The sequence below is a fragment of the Roseibium sp. FZY0029 genome (assembly GCF_036350355.1).
In the GTDB taxonomy this organism is placed as follows: Bacteria; Pseudomonadota; Alphaproteobacteria; order Rhizobiales; family Stappiaceae; genus Roseibium.
The window spans coordinates 195,870-211,178 of the sequence record NZ_JAZDVZ010000002.1 but is presented as its reverse complement, the minus strand read 5'-3'; the positions used below and the strand labels follow the sequence as shown (position 1 = coordinate 211,178).

Sequence of the window (15,309 nt, the reverse complement as noted above, 5' to 3'; positions counted from 1 at the left end):
AAGCTAGCCGTTTTTCGGGGCCGTGCAAACAGGTCTCCTGGGTGGCCCTTTCAGCGGACCAGTTTACCGACTTTTGTTGCAAATTCATTGAGGAAAAACAGCCCGAATTTCCGCCCGGGTTGCCCGGAGGGCTGTAGCATGATAGGCGCCGGTGGTTCCTGCCCAAGAAAGGCGCGCACGACTTCATGATTGCGGACGATACCTCACGCGAGCTTCCGTTCTGGAAAACCCGAACCCTGGAAGACATGACGCAGTCGCAATGGGAGTCGCTTTGCGACGGCTGCGCGCGCTGTTGCCTCAACAAGCTGGAAGACTGGGATACCGGTGAGATCGTCTGGACGGACGTCGCCTGTACGCTGCTTGATGGCACCAGCTGCCGCTGCAAGGACTATGAAAACAGGGCGTCAATCGTGCCGGACTGTATTCAGCTCACGCCCGGCGAGGTGCGGACGCTGACCTGGCTGCCGCCGACCTGCGCTTATAGGCTGGTTCGAGAGGGCAAGGATCTCTACTGGTGGCATCCGCTGGTTTCAGGTGATCCGGAAACGGTCCATCAGGCAGGCATTTCCGTTCGTGGGCGGACGATTCCCGAAGACGGCATGGCTCTTGAGGATTACGAGCACCACGTCGTGTTCTGGCCTGGCGAAGTGCCGGAAGCCGCACAGGACTAGACAATTGCAGCTGCGAGGACCGAGGCCGTTCTGTTCGGTTCCAAGCTCTCTCATTGCCTGAGCAGGAAAGCTTCCACATGGCGGCGAAGCCGGTGTTCCAGTTCCGATCTGTCGGTGAGCTGATGGCTTTTGACCAGAATGGCCCCGTGGATCATGAAGGCAATCAGCCCATCGACCATTTCCTTGGGTGACCGGTCCTGCCGCAGGGCAGGCTTCAAGCCGGGCTCTTGCTGCCAAGCCGTCAGAAAACTTTCCAGTTCCGCATCCAGTGCGTCCAGCGTCTCGACAAATTCGGCGGCGCAATTGGGTTTGGTGACACCGATATTATCCAGAAAGAGCCGAAGAATTGCCGGACTGTCGGTGATGACTGCGATCAACGCCATCATGCGCTGCATCAGCAGACCGACCGGATCTGACAATGGCTCTGCCTGCGTCCCGTCGGTGTTCGCCGCCGCGCGCAGCGCGTTCAGCCGGTCCAGCAGGACGTAGGACAACAGACCATCCATATCGCCGAAGTGCGAGAAGACCGTTCCCTTGGCAACGCCTGCCTCATGGGCAACCGCTTCTGCTGTGACCAGATCCAACCCGTGTTTCTGGCTGAGATCCCGTGCGGCGGCGAGAACCCGCGCGCGTGTGGCGATGCTTCGCTGTTGAGGTTTGCGTGTCATGATCTTCCGTTAAATTGACCGTGGTCAAAAAATATCTTGACGGATGCGCTGCTGAATGTCAAAAAATGACCACGGTCAATTTTGGCGTTCGACGCCTGCAAACTCACAAGGTGACTCATGACACGGATACTGGTTTTGGAAGGGCACCCGGCAAAGGACACGTTTTGCGGTGCCCTTGCTGCGGAATATGCCGATCAGGCGCGCACGGGCGGCAGCGACGTGCGCGTCCGGCATCTGGCGGATCTGAATTTTGACGCGGATTTCGGAGTTTCATCCTTCAAGGATGCAAAGCCGTTGGAACCTGACCTGGAAGCATTGTGGCAGGACATTCTTTGGTGTGAGCATTTCGTGCTGACACATCCACTGTGGTGGGGTGGGATGCCGGGCAAGTTGAAGGGCTTGTTTGACCGCATCCTGCTGCCGGGCATGTCCTTTCAATACGTGAAAGGCAAACCGATGCCCGAACAGCTTTTGAAGGGACGCACCGCGCAGGTTCTGGTGACTTCCGATACGCCAGGCTGGTACTTCACCTGGATCTATGGCGCAGGCATCAGAAAACAGACGGAAAAACAGATCCTCGGTTTCTGCGGCCTCAAGCCAAAGGGCTACCATATGTTCTCACCGATCCGCGGATCAAGTGACGAGGCCAAGCGGAAGATGCTGGCACGGGCTGCTGCGCTTGGGCGCAAGGCTGCGTGAATGCCTTTCCGTCCGCTTCCTGCCGGTCGGAAGCTGTTGAAAGTCCCGATATCACGCAGGCAAGGCGCCATTCAGCGCTGGCCTGCGTGTGGTGTCATTTCTTGAAAGTCAGTGAAACCGTTCCAACGGTGATGCCCGCTTTCATGACCTTGGCGGTATTTTCAACCGTGTTTCGATCCACCTGCTTCAACGTGTCATCGAACCGGAGCAGCAAGGGGCCATTTTCGGTGTCGAGGCTTGCGACATAGGAAAAACGAAGGGCGCCATTGTCGTCGGTGCGCATATTGGTCAAACCAAGCACATCGGCTCTCTGGCCTATGTAGCGGTCTTCGGCGACTTTCTGGAAGAACCAGGTCTTCGTGTCCCGTTCACCATCGTCATAGACGAAATCTTCGCGAAGCTTGAGCGTGAACGTGCGCTGGTTCCAGGTTCCGGTCAGCTTGACGGTGAACGGACGGTAGACACCTGCGATCTTGCTTTCAAAGACACCCTTTCCAATGGTTTTGCCGCGAAAAAACTCTTCCAGCACCAGGGGTTTGGCATGCGCCGGGACAGAGGCCGCGGCGGCGATCGCGAAGACGAACAGAAGCAGATATCGGCGGGCACGGGTCATGATGGGCAGAGCCTCCTTCAGGAAAATCTGCCCCATTTACGCAGGCCTTTGTCTTTTGGATCGGAGGCCTTCCGGATCGGGTGACGAACTTCTGAAGCAAACCGCGTTTTATCGAAATCAATATTTTGCGGTGAAACGCGGCGCGCTCTAGCTTGCGAAGCGTTCTTTCCAGGTCGGCACAGGATCGCCGGGGGCCGGGGAGGCGTTATAGACCCCGCGGGCGATGGCCCGGGCCAGGCATGAGGCTGCAGCCGCTCCGAGCTGAACCATGTCCTCCAGTCCGTTCTCCATCCGGCGCTGGCCAGTGGACAGCGCAAAGACAAGATCGCCATCCAGGGGCGTGTGCGCCGGCCACAGAGCGCGGGCCAGGCCGTCATGCGCCATGACCGCAAGGCGTTTGGCTTCGCCCTTCGTCAGGATGGCATCGGTCGCCACTGCGGCAATCGTGGTGTTGGCGCCGGCCTTGAGGCCGTCCAGCTTGGTGCGCACGGTAATGGCGTCTTGCGGCAGCGGGTGGGCCATACCCAGGCCGCCGAATTCATCATCGATTTCAAACGGTGCCGCCCAGAAGTGGGCGTTGTCGCCGACAGTTGCCCGCCCGAGCGCGTTCACGCCGACAATGGCTCCCACCGTGATGCCGTTGTCCAGAACATGGGAGGCAGAGCCGAGGCCACCCTTCAGGTTGGCAGTGGTGGCACCGGTTCCGGCCCCCACGGAGCCGAGGGCAAAATCGTGGCCGATGGCATCGAGCGCCGAGCGGCCGAGGTCCCGGTAGGGGGCTGCCTGGCCCCAGCTTTTGTCTCCGCCGTTCAGAAGATCGAACAGAATGGCCGTTGGAACGATGGGCACACGGACCGGCCCGACCTGAAACCCATAGCCAAGTTCGGCAAGGCGCCCTTGCACACCCGCACCTGCATCCAGGCCGAAAGCGGACCCGCCGGCAAGGACGATGGCATCGATCTTCTCGACGGTCTGTTCCGGCTCCAGCAGGGCGATTTCACGGGTGCCCGGTGCACCGCCGTGAATGGCAACCGAAGTGACCGCCGGTTCATCGGGAACGAGCACGGTTGCCCCGGATTTCAGCTCGAGATCGGTGGCATTGCCGACCTTGAGGCCCGGAACATCGGTGATCAGATTGCGTAAACCGGGCATGAGCTGGCGGTCCTTGGTTGAAGGTGGACGAGGAGGAGTTTGAGGGGCTGAACGTCAGGTGTCGAGGCTTTTGTAACCCCGGCGAACGTAAAGAAGAGATTTGCCAGGGTCGGTCATCCGCAGGTCGGTCACGGTGCCGACAATGATCGAATGCGTCCCCATTTCGGTAACGGAATGGACCTCGCAATCGACGCTGAGACGGGCGCTGTCGAGCGCCGGGCATCCGGTGGCGAGGCTTGTCCATTCGCCCTTTTCGAACCGCTGGGGCATCTCCAGCTTGTCGCGTCCGGCAAAGGTGTCGGATATTTCCTCGTGATCATCGCTGAGCGTGTTGAGGCAGAAGCAGCGATTTTCAAGAACCGCGCTGTGAATGCGCGTTTTTTTGTTGAGGCAGATCAGGATACTGGCCGGTTCGTCGCTAACGGAACAGGCCGCTGAAACAGTTGCGCCGACGCGGCCGCCCGGGCCATCTGTGGTGACCACGTGAACCGCCGTTGCAATCCGGCTCATGGCTTCGCGAAAAATCGCGGTCTCCAGAGGAAGCCTGTCCTGATCATCGGGGCCTGAAGAGGTTGGAGACATCAAGTCGGTTCCTGAGTGGCTCAGCGGGGAATCATTCGTCTAACGTATGTGGTCCGGAGTTTAGGCGGCCATGGATGGGATGCCTAGGTGTGGACACAGGAATGAAGATGAAAGGGCTTGAGAAGGACCAATCCGGTCAATTCCATGGGACATGAAAACGGCTTCAGCGCCTGGCAGCAACATGCTTAGCCCGGCAGAAAGTCTGCTCAGCGCGCCGTTCCTGACGCGGTTTCTCCCTTTCTCATGCCAATTCGTCTTCATTTATGAGACCGCACCCGGACCATGTCGTCGCAAACCGAACTCAGGCGAGTTGTTTTGATACTTCAAGGTTAATCGCCTTCTGACCGCGCCTTCGACTGCGATCGCACATCTGGAGGTCTGAAGCCTGGTGCTAGGCATTTGCAATTTCATATGGGGCAGGGCCTGACATTTGCCACCTTCGCCGCAAGTCCGGATTGAGCTGCGGCCCGGCCCGCGCTAGGGGTAGGGGAGCGATCATCGGACCTCGGGGAAACGAATGACCTATCAGCAGCTTCTGGTCAGCATTGGCCTTCTGGCTTGTGGCGCAGTTGCGACACCTGCCGTTGCCGACATCCGGATCGCGGTCGCCGGGCCGATGAAGGGACAGTTTGCAGCTTTCGGGGAGGAGATGCGCATCGGAGCGGAAAGGGCCGTCGCCGATCTGAATGCGGCCGGAGGCGTGAATGGCGAGAGCCTGGTGCTGGAGGTCGCCGATGACGGCTGTGATGCGGACCAGGCAGTTGCCGTTGCCAACCAGCTCATCGGCAAAGGCGTGGTCTTCGTTGCCGGTCATCTTTGTTTCAACAGCTCGATTGCCGCCAGCGAAGTCTATGCCGGAGCAGGCATCGTTCAGATGTCAGCAGCAACAACACTGCCGAAATTCACCGATGAGCGACCAGGCGAGGGCGTCTTTCGTCTGGCCCCCAGGGACGACCGGCAAGCGGAGGTGGCGGCTGGTTTCCTCGTCAACGAATTCGGCGGTGAGCGGATTGCCCTGCTGCACGACAAGACTGCCTATGGCAAAGGGCTCACCGATGCAGTGAAGGCTGCTCTCAACGAGCTTGGAACCAGCGAAAGCATGGCGCTTGGATTTGACGCTGGCGGGGATGACTTTCGCACGCTCGTGTCACAGCTCAAGTTACAGGCAGTCGATGTCGTCTATCTGGGCGGATATCACCCGGAAGCGGGGCTGATAAAACTGGAAATGGAGCGCCAGGGGCTGGATGCGGTGCTGATGGCCGGGGATGCGCTTATGACGGAGGACTACTGGTCCGTGACCGGTGCAGCGGGCAACGGAACCTTGCTGACCTATCCGCAGATCCCCCGGGACCGGCCGGAAGCGCAGGACCTCGTGGCGGCCCTGGAAAGCGCCGGGCTTGCCGCCGACCGTTTCACCCTGACGACATATGCCGCCATTCAAGCCTGGGCTGAGGCGGCAGAGACCGCCGGCACCACGGCCTTGCCGGACGTTGCGAGCGCTCTTCAAGGCGGAACCTTCGGTACGGTGATCGGTGATGTCACCTTCGATGGCAACGGCGACAGCAACTTGCCGGATTATATCGTCTATGAATGGCGGGGCGGTGTGCCGCAGGCACGGTGAGCTTTGCCCCAAATGAAGAGCACGCGGCCCGTCAGGCGCGCGTGCTTCTCAGTGCCTCAGCAAACACTCGTGCTCAGGTGCGTGATCCGGTGCCGCTGATCGTCAGGTTGACCTTGTCGGCATAGATCGGCAGTCCGGCCTCCATGCCGTAGAGGCTGCGGAAAAAGCCACCTGACACTTCGAAACCAACCTGACCGTTGGCCTTGCCATCGGTAATCGTTACCGAGAGCTTGGTGCGTTTCTGCTGTCCGCGCAGGTTCAATACACCTTCCACATCTGCCGTGTTCTGGCCGGTAATCTGCACCCGGGTGCTCTGGAACGTCGCGACCGGGTACTTGGCGACATCGAACATGGCCGAACTCTTCAGAAATCCGGTGACCTTGTCGTTGTTGGTGTGAACGCTCGTCAAATCGACATTCACGACCACACGGCTCTTCTCCGGATTGTTCTGATCAAGTGTCATCTTGCCGGAAACGGTCTTGAATTCTCCCGTAACCGGGCTTCCGCCCAGCACCCGGACAGAAAAACCGGTGGCAAGTCGGGCCGGTGTCAGCAGGTAGGTGCCTGTCAAAGATCCGGCAAAAGCCGGCAGCGGCGCGGATGCGAGCGCGACCAGACAGGCAAAGGTTGCGACGGTTTTGTGAATTGGGCGTTTGAAGCCGCGTGACGTGGCAGAGGTTTGGGTCATTCCAAAGGTCCTTGAACAAGTTCAGCTATGCAACTTGTGCGGAAATGGTCCGCAGATGTCTCGACTTTGGCCCTTTCGGTGCCAGGGGTGCAGTATGTCATGCGGTATCGACAGGCATGGTGACGGTCGTCACAGGCAAAACCCGGATTGCCGGCCGGCTCACCCCGCAGCGGGGACAAAATAGACCGGAGTGCCGTTTTCACCTACCGAATTGCGGCGTCAATTAACCTTTAGGTAAGAATTTAGGCGCGTCCCGGTTCTTTCAAGGGATGGAGCAAGGTAATCTGCGCGCAACTGCACGGAGTTTGTAATGCGTCTGATCTCCCTGTTACGCCTTGTCATTCTCATGGCAATGTTGTTTGCCAATAGCATCACATCAGGTTCTGCAAGTGCCGCCGAAGTTGTCGGTTTTTCCGATGCACGATTTCGCGCCGGCACGATCGTCATCAGAAACTCCGAAAAGCGGCTTTATCTGGTGCTCGGTGGCAATCGGGCTATCCGGTACAAGGTGGCCGTTGGCAAACGGCAGAAGTCCTGGACCGGACAGGCTTTCATCACGGCGAAATATGTAAAGCCCGACTGGGCTCCGTCAGAAGAAGTCCGGCGTGATTTTCCGCATCTCCCCACGGTCATTCGCGGAGGAGCGCCCAACAATCCGATGGGCGTGGCCGCCATGACTCTCTCGAATGGAAACTACGCCATTCACGGCACCAACCGGCCAGGCTCCATCGGACGTGCCGTTTCCTACGGCTGCATCCGCATGGCCAATCAGGATATTCAGGATCTGTTTCAAAGGGTGACGGTCCGCACGCCTGTCGTGGCATTGCCCTGATCCAGCCCTGTAGCGTTACAAGCTGCCGCCGGCCGGGAGCGAGGGCATCATTCGTCCTGATGGTTGCCGGATCCGGACGTCGTCGATGACCAGGCATTTTCCGGCGGCTTTTTCCGGTCAAGATACGTTCCCAGCAGCAGAACAATCGCAAGCAGAACACAGCTTGTGCCTGCGAAGAAAAGCTCGAACGGAGCCTTTTCAGTGGGAGTGATCTGCAACTTGTGCAGCGCGACCGTGCCGATGATCATGGGCAGCAGGTAAAGTGCCAGCGCAGTGAACTGCAGATAGAAGCTCGACCTGCCCGGCTGCAGCACGCTTTTGAAAGGCGCCTGATTGCGCATTCGGACCAGGAGGTCCAACGACACCAGGCACATGCCGATCTGAGTGATGATCGACAGTTCGTTGCCCCAAAGGAAGAATGCGTAGACGGTCTCGGCAAAGCCAAGGGACAGGACCGCGAGACAGACGGATACCAGAAGCAGTCTGACAATCGTATGCCGTTCCTGGGAGAGCTCGAAGCCAAAGCAGCAGACGAGGAAGAGTGAGGTTTCAACGGAAAACCGGCCATACATGTCTATCGCTTCAAGAGACTGGGAAAGCCAACTGTCCATGTAAACGGTGATTTGATCCGGGAACAATGCTTCTGCGACGCGCAGGCCTGACAGTAGAACCATTGACCAGCACAGGATGCCCTTGAGCCAGACGGAGCTATCCCACTGTGGCCGGAAGAAAATAGCGCCCGCAAGGATCAGAAATCCAAGCGCGGTGATCGGATGGGTCGATGGCGTCGGGCCGGAAAACGGATCGCCGGAGGACAGATAGAAATTGTGGCCGAGACCGAACAGCATGACGAGCACGAGCGAACAGCCAATCACCTGATGGTAGACTGTCTTGTCGAGATCCAGATGATTGTCCCTAGTCATAAAGAAGCAGCAACTTCGAGGTTCGTTCTTTGTCCGTTTCCGAAAGGGTAGCGTAGTTTTGTCACATTTTCGAGAGGGCGAAAATTACAAGAGATCTTTGAAATGGTTGTTGCTCGAAAGGGGCAATCGCACGCGGTCCTGCGTTAGCTGCTGATGTCTCTGAGCCGTTGTACCAGGTGAGAAGACGCAGCAGAGACGCCGCACGAGGAGCACGTATGCGTCCTCACATGGTGCAATTGAGATCGCATTCAAAAGGCGAGCATTTCGTTCGGTATTCCCGCGCGCATAAGCGTGCCGAGCCGCAGGGACAGCATGACGCATTTAGTTTCAAAAAATTGAATATATGATGGGTCCGAGGCCTGCAAACGACCTCTATCGAGACCTCGCCAGTATCAAGTGCCCCAACACGATGCTGGCGGGGTTTCCTTTCCGGCTGTTTTTCCAATGGAACAGCGCGCGATGTTTTCGTCTCGAGCAGCACAGTCCCGGAGGCGTCACGATTTCAGCCAGCGCCTCGGGTTGGCGCTGCTGTCGCGGCCACCGGATCCGGACAGTGCGGCGACAAGATCTGCGACTGCATCGAGCGAATGAACCGCTCTGAATTCATCCACATTCGGCAGCATGGCGCGGATACCCTTCGCCTTAGCCTCGAAGCCTTCGAAACGGAGCAGGGGGTTGAGCCAGATGAGGCGGCGGCAGGAGCGGTGCAGGCGGTCGATCTCCCGTTCCAGGTCCTCGTCCGTATCCCGCTCCAATCCATCGGTTATCAGAAGCACGGTCGGTTGACCTGTCAGAACGCGGCGTGACCAGTGCCGGTTGAAGTCGTTCAGCGCCGAGGCGATGCGGGTGCCGCCCGACCAGTCTTCAACGCCTGACGAGCAGGCTTCCAGAGCCTCGTCAGGATCCTTCATGCGCAGCTGTCTCGTGACATTCGTCAGGCGTGTGCCAAACAGGAACGTGTGGACGTCGCGCCGCTCCACCGTCAGGCCGTGGAGAAAGTGCAGCAAGAGCCGGGAGTATTGGCTCATCGATCCGGAAATATCGCAAAGGGCGACAAGTGGCGGGCGCTTTTCCGCCGGTTTGCGGAATTTCAGATCGATGATGTCACCCCCCGCCCGCATGGATGCGCGCAGGGTACGGCGCGGATCGACCTTGCCTTTGGCGGCAGGCTTCAGGCGGCGAAGCCGGATCTTGTCCATCGGCATCGTCATGGCCCGAAGCGCCCGCTTGGCTTCGGTAATTTCATCCGAGGTCATCTGCGCAAAGTCCTTGGACTGTAGCAATTCCTTGCCGGAAACCGTGAACTTCGCATCGATCTCGATCTGCGGAACGGTTTCCTCGGCAACCCGTTCCTGCGCTGCCTGAAATGCCTGGGAAACGCGAGTCTGACCGGCCTTTGGTTTTTCAGGGGCTCCCCGCGGCGGTGCGACCGGCGACAGGATGGCCAGCATCTTCTCGATCAGACCTCGGCTTTGCCAGTAGATCCGGAAAGCCTCGTCGAACAGGACCTTCTGCTCGCGCTTGCGCACGAAAACGGCATGCAAGGTCCAGTAGAGATCTTCGCGGCTCTCGATACCGGAAACTTCCACGGCCGCCACCGCATCAACAACGGAGGCAGGGCCAACGGGCACGCCTGCCTTGCGCAGCGTTCGCGCGAAATAGACGATATTGTCCGTGATCCGTGACCGCAGCTCAGGAGAGGCTTGCATGGCAACCTCCTTGATGAGCGCGATGGAACGCTTGCACGTGTGTCACCGGTTCAAACCGCCGGCATGGATTGCTGGTGCGGGGCGTCCTTGCGGATCTCGTCGATCATCTGACGCACTTTCGAGCCGCGGACACGTTCGATGTCGTCCTGGTATTTGAGCAGGACACCAAGCGTGTCGGATGCCATGTCCGGATCGAGCGCCATTTCGTTGAGTTCGGAAAGAGCTGTTGCCCAGTCCAGCGTTTCGGCGACACCCGGCTGTTTGAAGAGATCCTCGTCAGCCCGCAGCTTCTGCACGAAGGCGACCACTTCGCTGGCAAGGCGCTGGGCGGCCCCTGGAACCTTGCGGCGGACAATCTCCAGCTCGCGCTCGGCATCGGGGTAGTCGACCCAGTGGTAGAGGCAGCGCCGTTTCAGGGCGTCGTGGATTTCCCGTGTGCGGTTGGTCGTGATGATCACGATGGGCGGTTCGGCTGCCTTGACGGTGCCGAGCTCGGGAATGGTCACCTGGTTATCCGCCAGAACTTCCAGAAGGAAGGCCTCGAAGGCTTCATCCGCCCTATCGAGTTCGTCAATCAGGAAAACCGGCGCACCGGACAAGGAGGGTTCCAGCGCCTGCAACACGGGGCGCTTGATCAGGAAGCGCTCGTCGAAGATCGACTTGGAGAGCTCCGAATGCTCGGTGTCGCCGGCTGCCTCCGCAACACGGATTTCTACCATCTGCGCCGGATAGTTCCATTCATAGACGGCAGAGGAGACATCTAGCCCTTCGTAGCATTGCAGACGGATCAGATCGCGGCCGAGCGTGGCAGACAGGACTTTGGCGATTTCCGTCTTGCCGACACCGGCTTCGCCTTCCAGAAACAGCGGACGCTTCATCTTCAGGGCCAGATGCAGAACGGTGGCAAGCGACCGGTCGGCCACATAGCCCGCCTGATCCATGAGGGCGAGAGTGTCGTCAATGGAAGCCGGCAACTGTTTCATGTTTCCTCCGGTGAACGGGTGGTTACCCCGCTTATATAGAGAGACAGGCGCGAAGAACATTGCTCCTGTGGGCAGATTATCCCCTGCCACCGTGTTCCCCCTAATGGGTTTCTGTTTCCGAACCTTCTATAAAAGCGAAACTGATTCAAGGGAGGGAAGAAGAGTGTCGCGCTGTAAGCCGTTTTTGGGTCTCGCCGTTGTCCTGTTCGCAACATCGCCGGTTCTGGCATCTGACGGAGCTTATCCGACCGATCCGATAAGCGTTGCAACGGGCCGCGAACTTGCCGAGATCCATTGTGCGATGTGCCACGCGGTCGGCAAGGACGACCAGAGTGCACAGGCCGGCGCACCCGCCTTTCGCGACCTCGCCAGCCGTTATCCGCTGGAAAGCCTTGAAGAGCCTTTGGCGGAAGGTATCGTCACAGCGCATGACAACATGCCGGAATTTGCCTTCGAGCCGGATGACATCGACGCCTTTCTGGGGTATCTCACCTCCATCCAGACGAAATGACGGGATTCAGGCGCAGTGAGCTTGTTGTTAGCAGGCTAATGAGAGTGCTGCTAAAGTTCTGTTTTTAAACAGCAAATATCCAAAAGTTGGGTTTGGTTAACCTGATTTCCGTGACAATCTTTCTTTGCACAGAAGAAAGGATTGGCATGAAAACCAGCTCTGACTTTGAAAAGCGCCTTCTCGGCTATGGACTGATGACGGCGGAAATCCTCTACCGTCTGCCGGATCATCCCAAGTTGCTGCAAAGCTTCCTGTGGCAAACGGAAGATCTGGCCCCCAAATTTCCCGAACTGACCAGGTTTCTGGTGTTCTGGGAACGGGAAATAGAAGGCCGCATCCACTCCGTGCGTGTTGCCCATCAGACCCTGATCTCGCCCGTAGATTTCCGCTATGCGGATGGAGAGATCGTGGTGCACTGAGTGGCCTGGTGAAGGGTTCAGCGCGCGCTGAGACCGAGTCCTTTGCCATCACGCATGACGGCTTTTGACTGAGGGGTGAAATCGGATCCGTCCCCCTCATGCAAAACGAACCCCGGCATCAGCCGCAAGGGGGCCTTGCTCGCGCGAATGGCGCGCAAAAGAACGCGTGTTGCCGCCGCTTCCGGCCTCGGGCGCAGCGGAATGACTTCAATCGCGCCGAACCGGCCCTTGAGAACACTCAACAGCTCCTGCAGTCCATCGGCCCGGAAGATCACGGTCAGGCTGCCGCCTTCCTTGACAATATCCGTTGCGGTTTTCGCCCAGGGTTCCAGTCCCCGGTCGTCCAGCATGTGCGCGCCTGCGCGCGCTGAATTCGGCGAGGCCCGGAATCGGTCCGCCTCGTAGTACGGCGGGTTCATGATGGCATGGTCGGCAAGCGCAGACGTGAGGCCGGCAGCGTGGCGCACGCTTCCCTTGGCCGTGATATCGGCCTCCAGAAGAGAGACGCGGTCCGAAAAAGCCCGGTTGGCCGGATCTTCCAGCCCGCGGCGGGCGAGGGCAAGCACGGTCTCGTCGATATCGACCAGCGTTACCTTTATCTCCGGCAGGCGCGCGGCGGCGCAAAATCCCGCTGTGCCGACGCCAGCACCAAGGTCGATGACATGCCCCCTGGTGCCATCCGGCAGGGCCGCTGCCAGATAGACCGCGTCGAGACCCGCCCGGTGGCGGCCACGCTTGGGCTGATGCACATAGACCTTGCCGCCGAGAAAGGCGTCATGGGTCGTGTCCTGTGCGGGATCGCCGGTGCTGTCCGTTGGTGCATTCATGTCAGGCCTGGCCGCTTTCCGGGCGCAGCTCATGTTCCAGACCGGCGTCTCGCACCAGGTTGCGGGCGACCTGGATCTGGTCTGAATCGACCAGGATGCGGCGTGGGATCATGGCCAGAGATCCTTCGAGAATGCTCATGTTGCCGTCTGCGACAAAATGTTTGATGCCGGCTTCGTCGAGAATCGATTCCAGAAAGGAAATCAGGACGGGATCGTTTGTTCTGACAAGTTCTTCCATAAGATTCCCGGCGTTAGCGGTCCATGTCCGTCGGCTGAACCAAGGGTCCTGCCCGAACGGTTTACAGCAAAACCTGCTGATTGCGGCATTTCAACAGTTTGTCAATGGATTGGCGGCTTGCCCCGGAGGCGTTCGCACCATATTGTCCGCACAAATATTCAGGGAGTGCCATTAGTGGCCGTTGTTGCAACTTATACAGACGATCAGCCGCACCGTCCGAGCATTCAGCCGCTCGTCGAACTGGTGTCCGGCGGCATGGGCGAGGTCAACGAACTGATCCTGTCGAAGGCAGGATCGAATGTTGATTTGATCCCCGAAATCGCCAAACACCTGATCTCCTCCGGTGGCAAGAGGCTGCGGCCTATGCTGACGCTCGCCTGCGCGGACATGTTCGGTTATCAGGGCGATGGCCATGTGACGCTGGCTGCCAGTGTGGAATTCATGCACACAGCCACGCTGCTGCATGACGACGTTGTCGACGAGAGCGATATGCGCCGGGGCAAGCTTGCCGCGCGCAAGCTCTGGGGCAACCAGGCCAGCGTGCTTGTAGGTGATTATCTTCTCGGTCAGGCCTTCAAGATGATGGTCGACGTCGGTTCGCTGGAAGCGCTGCGCATTCTGTCCACGGCGTCCGCCGTCATTGCAGAAGGCGAAGTGCTGCAGCTTGGCGCTGCCAAGAATATTGCCACCACCGAAGCGGACTATCTGCGGGTGATCGAGGCAAAGACAGCGGCCCTGTTTGCGGCCGCCGCTGAAGTGGGCCCCGTGATCGCCGGGCAGTCGGCCGAAATGAAGCGCGCCGCGAGAACCTACGGCATGGAACTCGGTTACGCGTTCCAGCTTGTCGATGATGCGCTCGATTATGGCGGGTCCTCGGCAGATCTTGGCAAGGACGTCGGTGACGATTTCCGGGAAGGCAAGATCACGTTGCCAGTAGTGCTGGCCGTTGCCCGCGGCACCGATGCCGATCGTGATTTCTGGAGACGCTGCCTGGAAGGCGAGGAGATCCAGGATGGCGATCTGGAACAGGCCATCGAGCTTTTGAACAAATATGACGCCCTGTCCGAAACGATCGAACGGGCGAAGGACTATGGCAACAAAGCCCTTGCGGCTCTGGATACGCTGCCGTCAGGCGCGCACAGCGATGCGTTGGGCGATGCTGTCGCCTTCTGCATCTCCCGCGTGAGCTAACGCTCGCAAGTCTTTGTTTCTAGGTGAAAATTACAAGCCGCTATTTTTCGAAATGGCGGCTTTTTTCTAGCGTTTCGCGGGTTGAAACAGAGTGGTTTCAGGAAAGCGGCCCGGAAGCAATCCACCAGTCTGGATGGGCGACACGCAACGTGCGTTCGATCTCCATGGTGTCCCTCAGTTCGCAAAGGCCAAAGCAAGTCGCTCCAGAGCCTGACATCCTTGCAAGGTTGATGCGGGGTTCAGCTTCCAGTTCGGACAGAACCAAGCCAATTTCCGGGCACAGGCTCTTGGCCGCGTCCTGCAGGTCGTTGCGGCAGGTCTCCAGATAGGCGACCAGAGAGGCGAGCGTCTCGAACTTTTCCGGCATGAGATCCATGGGGGCGTTCTCGCGACGCTCCATCGCCTTGAAAACTTCCGGTGTCGAAACACCGACCCTCGGGTTCACAAGGACGATACCGCAAGTCGGCAGGTCAGGGCCGGGGCTGAGATCACCGCCAATGCCGCGCATGATCTGGGGTTCCGGAAACAGGCAAACAGGAACATCCGCGCCGAGTGTCAACGCCAGCGCGTGCTGGTCTTCGTCGTCTAGGTAAGTTCCGGTGAGGTCTTCCAGTAGCCGCAGGGTTGTTGCCGCATCGGTGGAGCCGCCGCCGATGCCCGACGCGACGGGCAGGCGTTTGGTCAGGGTCAGGCGGACCTGCGGAACATCTATACCGGCCTTTTCCGCAAAGCTTCGCACCGCTTTCAGGATGAGGTTGTCTTCGGCCGGACCGGTCAGGTCCCGTGCGAAGGGGCCTTCAATCCGCAATTCGAGCGCGTCGGCAGCCTCGATGGCAAGCCTGTCGCCGATCTGCGGGAAGACCACCAGCGAATCCAGCAGGTGGTAACCGTCTGGTTGCCGGCCCGTGATATGCAGTGCCAAATTGACCTTGGCCCGGGCCAGTTCGACCCGGGAGGAAGACTTTGAGGCGAGGGCCATGGC

At 59.0% G+C, this 15,309-nt stretch carries 18 protein-coding genes; 7 read left to right on the top strand and 11 right to left on the bottom strand.

Annotated elements, in window-relative coordinates; all coding sequences use genetic code 11:
- The first annotated feature begins 185 nt into the window (after positions 1-185).
- Positions 186-671 carry a YcgN family cysteine cluster protein gene (locus V1T76_RS05475; protein WP_330559596.1) on the top strand — a complete coding sequence of 162 codons (486 nt, stop codon included), beginning with the start codon at positions 186-188 and terminating at the stop codon, positions 669-671.
- Positions 672-721: 50 nt separating this feature from the next.
- Here V1T76_RS05475 and V1T76_RS05470 read toward each other — a convergent pair whose 3' ends face one another.
- On the bottom strand, positions 722-1,339 hold the full coding sequence (locus V1T76_RS05470; RefSeq protein WP_330559595.1) for a TetR/AcrR family transcriptional regulator: 618 nt from the start codon (positions 1,337-1,339) through the stop codon (positions 722-724).
- Between the two features lie 117 nt (positions 1,340-1,456).
- Between V1T76_RS05470 and V1T76_RS05465 the strand changes: the two genes are divergently transcribed.
- Complete coding sequence (locus V1T76_RS05465) at positions 1,457-2,038, top strand: NAD(P)H-dependent oxidoreductase (protein ID WP_330559594.1); 582 nt, start codon at positions 1,457-1,459, stop codon at positions 2,036-2,038.
- Between the two features lie 94 nt (positions 2,039-2,132).
- Here V1T76_RS05465 and V1T76_RS05460 read toward each other — a convergent pair whose 3' ends face one another.
- The 3 genes from V1T76_RS05460 to V1T76_RS05450 all read right to left on the bottom strand — a co-directional run bounded on the left by V1T76_RS05460 (position 2,133) and on the right by V1T76_RS05450 (position 4,385).
- The gene (locus V1T76_RS05460) at positions 2,133-2,687 is read right to left on the bottom strand and encodes a DUF3833 family protein (protein ID WP_330559593.1); all 555 of its coding nucleotides are present in this window, start codon (positions 2,685-2,687) and stop codon (positions 2,133-2,135) included.
- A gap of 111 nt (positions 2,688-2,798) precedes the next feature.
- Entirely contained in the window at positions 2,799-3,803 is a 1,005-nt protein-coding gene (locus tag V1T76_RS05455) for a P1 family peptidase (protein WP_330559592.1), read from the bottom strand.
- Between the two features lie 54 nt (positions 3,804-3,857).
- Positions 3,858-4,385, bottom strand: coding sequence for a flavin reductase (locus V1T76_RS05450; RefSeq protein WP_330559591.1), 528 nt, complete (start codon positions 4,383-4,385; stop codon positions 3,858-3,860).
- A gap of 517 nt (positions 4,386-4,902) precedes the next feature.
- Between V1T76_RS05450 and V1T76_RS05445 the strand changes: the two genes are divergently transcribed.
- The gene (locus V1T76_RS05445; protein ID WP_330559590.1) at positions 4,903-6,006 is read left to right on the top strand and encodes a branched-chain amino acid ABC transporter substrate-binding protein; all 1,104 of its coding nucleotides are present in this window, start codon (positions 4,903-4,905) and stop codon (positions 6,004-6,006) included.
- 73 nt (positions 6,007-6,079) lie between these two features.
- Here V1T76_RS05445 and V1T76_RS05440 read toward each other — a convergent pair whose 3' ends face one another.
- The gene (locus V1T76_RS05440; protein WP_330559589.1) at positions 6,080-6,694 is read right to left on the bottom strand and encodes a YceI family protein; all 615 of its coding nucleotides are present in this window, start codon (positions 6,692-6,694) and stop codon (positions 6,080-6,082) included.
- 310 nt (positions 6,695-7,004) lie between these two features.
- On the opposite strand from V1T76_RS05440, the gene V1T76_RS05435 reads away from it, so the two are divergent.
- On the top strand, positions 7,005-7,526 hold the full coding sequence (locus tag V1T76_RS05435; protein ID WP_442970087.1) for a L,D-transpeptidase: 522 nt from the start codon (positions 7,005-7,007) through the stop codon (positions 7,524-7,526).
- A gap of 47 nt (positions 7,527-7,573) precedes the next feature.
- On the opposite strand, the gene V1T76_RS05430 is transcribed toward V1T76_RS05435, so the two are convergent.
- The 3 genes from V1T76_RS05430 to V1T76_RS05420 all read right to left on the bottom strand — a co-directional run bounded on the left by V1T76_RS05430 (position 7,574) and on the right by V1T76_RS05420 (position 11,141).
- A complete protein-coding gene (locus V1T76_RS05430; protein WP_330559588.1) occupies positions 7,574-8,449 on the bottom strand; it encodes a hypothetical protein in 876 nt (291 codons plus the stop codon).
- 494 nt (positions 8,450-8,943) lie between these two features.
- Positions 8,944-10,158 carry a vWA domain-containing protein gene (locus V1T76_RS05425; protein WP_330559587.1) on the bottom strand — a complete coding sequence of 405 codons (1,215 nt, stop codon included), beginning with the start codon at positions 10,156-10,158 and terminating at the stop codon, positions 8,944-8,946.
- Positions 10,159-10,208: 50 nt separating this feature from the next.
- Positions 10,209-11,141 carry an AAA family ATPase gene (locus V1T76_RS05420; protein ID WP_330559586.1) on the bottom strand — a complete coding sequence of 311 codons (933 nt, stop codon included), beginning with the start codon at positions 11,139-11,141 and terminating at the stop codon, positions 10,209-10,211.
- A 163-nt stretch (positions 11,142-11,304) separates the two neighbouring features.
- Here V1T76_RS05420 and V1T76_RS05415 point away from each other — a divergent pair, with 163 nt between their 5' ends.
- Positions 11,305-11,652 carry a c-type cytochrome gene (locus tag V1T76_RS05415; RefSeq protein WP_330559585.1) on the top strand — a complete coding sequence of 116 codons (348 nt, stop codon included), beginning with the start codon at positions 11,305-11,307 and terminating at the stop codon, positions 11,650-11,652.
- A 146-nt stretch (positions 11,653-11,798) separates the two neighbouring features.
- On the top strand, positions 11,799-12,071 hold the full coding sequence (locus tag V1T76_RS05410; RefSeq protein WP_031269297.1) for an usg protein: 273 nt from the start codon (positions 11,799-11,801) through the stop codon (positions 12,069-12,071).
- 17 nt (positions 12,072-12,088) lie between these two features.
- On the opposite strand, the gene V1T76_RS05405 is transcribed toward V1T76_RS05410, so the two are convergent.
- Both V1T76_RS05405 and V1T76_RS05400 read right to left on the bottom strand, forming a co-directional pair.
- Positions 12,089-12,898 (bottom strand): tRNA1(Val) (adenine(37)-N6)-methyltransferase, encoded by an 810-nt coding sequence (locus V1T76_RS05405; protein WP_330559584.1) that lies wholly within the window; start codon positions 12,896-12,898, stop codon positions 12,089-12,091.
- Position 12,899: 1 nt separating this feature from the next.
- Positions 12,900-13,136 carry a putative signal transducing protein gene (locus tag V1T76_RS05400; RefSeq protein ID WP_330559583.1) on the bottom strand — a complete coding sequence of 79 codons (237 nt, stop codon included), beginning with the start codon at positions 13,134-13,136 and terminating at the stop codon, positions 12,900-12,902.
- 174 nt (positions 13,137-13,310) lie between these two features.
- Between V1T76_RS05400 and V1T76_RS05395 the strand changes: the two genes are divergently transcribed.
- Positions 13,311-14,327 (top strand): polyprenyl synthetase family protein, encoded by a 1,017-nt coding sequence (locus V1T76_RS05395; RefSeq protein ID WP_442970086.1) that lies wholly within the window; start codon positions 13,311-13,313, stop codon positions 14,325-14,327.
- Positions 14,328-14,424: 97 nt separating this feature from the next.
- Here the strand turns inward: V1T76_RS05395 and V1T76_RS05390 are convergent, their stop codons facing one another.
- Positions 14,425-15,306: a 4-(cytidine 5'-diphospho)-2-C-methyl-D-erythritol kinase gene (locus tag V1T76_RS05390; RefSeq protein WP_330559582.1), complete on the bottom strand. Its 882-nt coding sequence runs from the start codon at positions 15,304-15,306 to the stop codon at positions 14,425-14,427.
- Positions 15,307-15,309: the final 3 nt, after the last annotated feature.

What these genes read in the sequence shown, in the direction of transcription:
- V1T76_RS05455 (WP_330559592.1), bottom strand. Translation starts at nt 3,803, where the DNA reads ATGCCCGGTTTACGCAATCTGATCACCGATGTTCCGGGCCTCAAGGTC.
- V1T76_RS05475 (WP_330559596.1), top strand. Translation starts at nt 186, where the DNA reads ATGATTGCGGACGATACCTCACGCGAGCTTCCGTTCTGGAAAACCCGA.
- V1T76_RS05440 (WP_330559589.1), bottom strand. Translation starts at nt 6,694, where the DNA reads ATGACCCAAACCTCTGCCACGTCACGCGGCTTCAAACGCCCAATTCAC.
- V1T76_RS05420 (WP_330559586.1), bottom strand. Translation starts at nt 11,141, where the DNA reads ATGAAACAGTTGCCGGCTTCCATTGACGACACTCTCGCCCTCATGGAT.
- V1T76_RS05390 (WP_330559582.1), bottom strand. Translation starts at nt 15,306, where the DNA reads ATGGCCCTCGCCTCAAAGTCTTCCTCCCGGGTCGAACTGGCCCGGGCC.
- V1T76_RS05405 (WP_330559584.1), bottom strand. Translation starts at nt 12,898, where the DNA reads ATGAATGCACCAACGGACAGCACCGGCGATCCCGCACAGGACACGACC.
- V1T76_RS05445 (WP_330559590.1), top strand. Translation starts at nt 4,903, where the DNA reads ATGACCTATCAGCAGCTTCTGGTCAGCATTGGCCTTCTGGCTTGTGGC.
- V1T76_RS05425 (WP_330559587.1), bottom strand. Translation starts at nt 10,158, where the DNA reads ATGCAAGCCTCTCCTGAGCTGCGGTCACGGATCACGGACAATATCGTC.
- V1T76_RS05450 (WP_330559591.1), bottom strand. Translation starts at nt 4,385, where the DNA reads ATGTCTCCAACCTCTTCAGGCCCCGATGATCAGGACAGGCTTCCTCTG.
- V1T76_RS05400 (WP_330559583.1), bottom strand. Translation starts at nt 13,136, where the DNA reads ATGGAAGAACTTGTCAGAACAAACGATCCCGTCCTGATTTCCTTTCTG.
- V1T76_RS05430 (WP_330559588.1), bottom strand. Translation starts at nt 8,449, where the DNA reads ATGACTAGGGACAATCATCTGGATCTCGACAAGACAGTCTACCATCAG.
- V1T76_RS05435 (WP_442970087.1), top strand. Translation starts at nt 7,005, where the DNA reads ATGCGTCTGATCTCCCTGTTACGCCTTGTCATTCTCATGGCAATGTTG.
- V1T76_RS05460 (WP_330559593.1), bottom strand. Translation starts at nt 2,687, where the DNA reads ATGGGGCAGATTTTCCTGAAGGAGGCTCTGCCCATCATGACCCGTGCC.
- V1T76_RS05465 (WP_330559594.1), top strand. Translation starts at nt 1,457, where the DNA reads ATGACACGGATACTGGTTTTGGAAGGGCACCCGGCAAAGGACACGTTT.
- V1T76_RS05410 (WP_031269297.1), top strand. Translation starts at nt 11,799, where the DNA reads ATGAAAACCAGCTCTGACTTTGAAAAGCGCCTTCTCGGCTATGGACTG.
- V1T76_RS05470 (WP_330559595.1), bottom strand. Translation starts at nt 1,339, where the DNA reads ATGACACGCAAACCTCAACAGCGAAGCATCGCCACACGCGCGCGGGTT.